Source organism: Methanohalobium sp. (assembly GCF_046546175.1).
Taxonomy (GTDB): domain Archaea; phylum Halobacteriota; class Methanosarcinia; order Methanosarcinales; family Methanosarcinaceae; genus Methanohalobium.
This window is the reverse complement of sequence record NZ_JBKGYF010000127.1, coordinates 1-3,159: the sequence shown is the minus strand read 5'-3', so window position 1 is coordinate 3,159 and position 3,159 is coordinate 1. Positions and strand designations below refer to the sequence as shown.

The following is a 3,159-nucleotide window of genomic DNA, read 5'->3' as shown; positions in this document are numbered from 1 at the left end:
GTGATAATTCTAAATTTCAATGTTTCATGTCACACAGAAAATCGAAATATACCCTGGATATTAACAAGATCCAGCTAACAATTTTCAAAATCTATAGTAAATGTTGTTGAACAATCCAGGTAGACAAAAAAAAGAGGTATGCCAGGTTTCTAACCTGCCTGTTATTGGTTAACTGAGGTATTTTCACGGATCAATCCCGATCGTTTCTTCTATATGAATCGATAAAAAACGTGTATTGTTTTTGGATAATTGCCACATGTATAAATAATACTGGAATTTAGTTTCTTAACTTTTTATTTAAGAATAGTACATACATATCCAATATATTTACCTACAAATATTTCTGGGGGTATAGTTAAAATGTTAACGTTGAACAAAAAACCAATACAAAAGATGATTATTGTTGCAGTTCTGTTATCAGCTGTATTTTTAGGTGTTACTGGTACTGCCTGTGCAGATTCCATAACTGTAAATGAAAGTGAATCTATACAGGATGCTATAGATGATGCAAATAATGGTGACACTATAGAAGTAGGACCAGGTACCTATGAAGAGCAATTAGAAATAGCTGGAGTGGACAAAAACAACATCGAACTTATCGGTTCTACTGATGAGAATGGTTTGCCCACGAGTATAATCAACCTATCTGATTTAACCGATGACCATGGGATCATGATTAAAGACACAAATGGGGTCACTGTACAAAATTTCGAGGTCCACAGCTCACCTGATCGTGGTGTGTACGCCTATAATACAAGTGGAGTCATAATTGACAACATCGTATCGCATAACAACGATAATGACGGTATCAGGATTAAAAAAGATAAAAACGCAACTGTCCAAAATTGTGAATCCTATGATAATAACGGTGATGGTTTGACCTTCTATGCCTATGGAAATATTCTCAATAATAATATCCGTGAGAACAAAGAGAGAGGTATATACCATGTAGGTAGCAGTGCTGGAGGAACTGGTAACGTGACGATTATAGGAAATCATTTGACTGGTAATAAAATGGATCATAAATGGATAAACCACCACGCAGCGGGAATTGAAGTGTACGGTGGACCCAGCGATAACCCGCACACACTCAGTGCCATAGTAGAAGATAATGTAGTTAAAGGGAACCATGGTAATGGGATACAGATATACAAGGTGAATTATCAAGAAGGCAAAAACGGTCCATACGGTGACTATCAGTCAACATTGAAAGGTAATGAAGTATCAGGGTCCATCGCTACAGACGACACTTATGGAGATGGGATTTTAGTCTACCTCTCACATAACCTGGATATTGGCTGTAACGATATATGCAACTCCACAGCTGCAATCCGCCTAACCACTGACTATCCTTATGGTAATCAATACGGTCCGACAACAAACAACACCATGACCTGCAATTACCTGTACGATAATGAATACGGTGTACTCGTTGAAGGAGGAGATGATTACCAGGTTTTGGATACAGTTGTACACCGTAATAATATATACGGTAACAATAATGGTTTGTCTAACCAGAACAACGGTGATGAAGTAGTCAACGCCACAAACAACTGGTGGGGCGATTCATCAGGACCAACCGGTGAGGGTTCAGGAGAAGGAAAATCGGTATCAACTAATGTTGAATATGAACCGGTTGAAACAGATGAAGTAGAATGTGCTTGCGAAGAACCATCTCAAAACGTTCCTGATGATTATGACCACTGGGCAGGTGTTCCAACTGCAAACCCAGTTCTGTTGGTCGGTGTGCTTGGCATCGCAGTGTTGTTGTTCTTGAGAAGGGAACAGAAGAAATGAAGTGGTTAAGGATAGTTGACAATCCCTATCCTTGCTATTTTTTCTTTTTTTTTAAAATCTTATCCAGCAACAAATAGAGAAACATCTGCAAAATAACTGGTTACTTTTTATAGTTGAGCACAGATTATTTGTTGTTAATTTAGGATACATAATCATTTGCTGATATGATTATAAGCAACAAATGTTGAGTTATCAACTATAAGTGGAGACACAATTTTTTTAGTTGCAAAGTTCGACTTAAACAGAGTAGGGAGTTCATTTAAGTCGAGGACAAATCAAGTATATATGTACTTCTTATGGAAACTAAAAATATTCTATGAAAATACCTGTGTGGGGGCATATATAAACAATTTCGCAATATTTTATGAAGGGTTAAGATACCTGCGAATTATCCTGAAACCCGGATGTTTTGTATTTGTTTAATTTCCTTTCTATCCTGCATGGCACTAAACCTATCCGTATTTTAATAATCTTGGGTCTTTATACAGAAATGTATAATCATCAAACATATCCGATAATTTGTCGAATTTTAGTATTTGTGCCTGAATTCCAATAGTAAAAATTTATCTTATTATTAGCTTCCTGTGACACAGATAAAACCTACAAAACCCTTACATAAATAAAAGTCGTTATATAATCCGCTTAAAGATAAAGACTGTTTGATTATACGTATTGGCATTAAATGATGTTACTTTAAATGTACATACTATTTTTTCGTTATGTTACCCATCCTGATTAAATCTTTTAGCTTTAAAACAAGGATGTGAAAAATTTGTATTATAGAGATGAATCAGCTCCAGTCCAGTCTGGAGAAAGATACGACGTAAAAATTGAGGATATTGCAAGTAAAGGCGATGGAATAGCCAGAGTTAGTGGATTTGTTATCTTTGTACCCGAGACTTCAGTCGGCGATGAAGTAACAGTTGAAGTTACCAAAGTAATGGATAAATTCGCTTTCGGTGAAAAATCCCAATAAACCAAGTTAAAGGTGTGCTATTAGGCATTCCTTTTTATTTTTAAATACTCTTTTTCCTGATATACAAGTTCACAATAAAGGTACTCCTATTAGATTCTACTGCCAACAAATATTCTAGAGTTGATTTTTCCCTATATGAAAGATGTTGGACAATGCTCTTTTCACTTATCGCAAAAGGTTTAGATTTAGACACAAATATGTGTATATATACTTGATTTCTTGTGGAGAATGAATTTCGATATCTAATCCTTTATAGTATGAGTTTCCATAAGAAACAAAGTATTAATGAGGAATAAGAATTAAAAAAATTACTAAAATACTAATTATCATTTTGCTTTTTACATCAATAGCATCTTTAGGTTGCACCGAAAATGCAGACACAGGTG

2 protein-coding genes are annotated in these 3,159 nt (G+C 35.3%); both read left to right on the top strand.

What is annotated here, in order from left to right:
- Positions 1-360 precede the first annotated feature (360 nt).
- Entirely contained in the window at positions 361-1,797 is a 1,437-nt protein-coding gene (locus ACLFMM_RS09595) for a right-handed parallel beta-helix repeat-containing protein (protein WP_410808508.1), read from the top strand.
- 772 nt (positions 1,798-2,569) lie between these two features.
- A complete protein-coding gene (locus ACLFMM_RS09590) occupies positions 2,570-2,773 on the top strand; it encodes a TRAM domain-containing protein (protein ID WP_410808509.1) in 204 nt (67 codons plus the stop codon).
- Positions 2,774-3,159 lie beyond the last annotated feature (386 nt).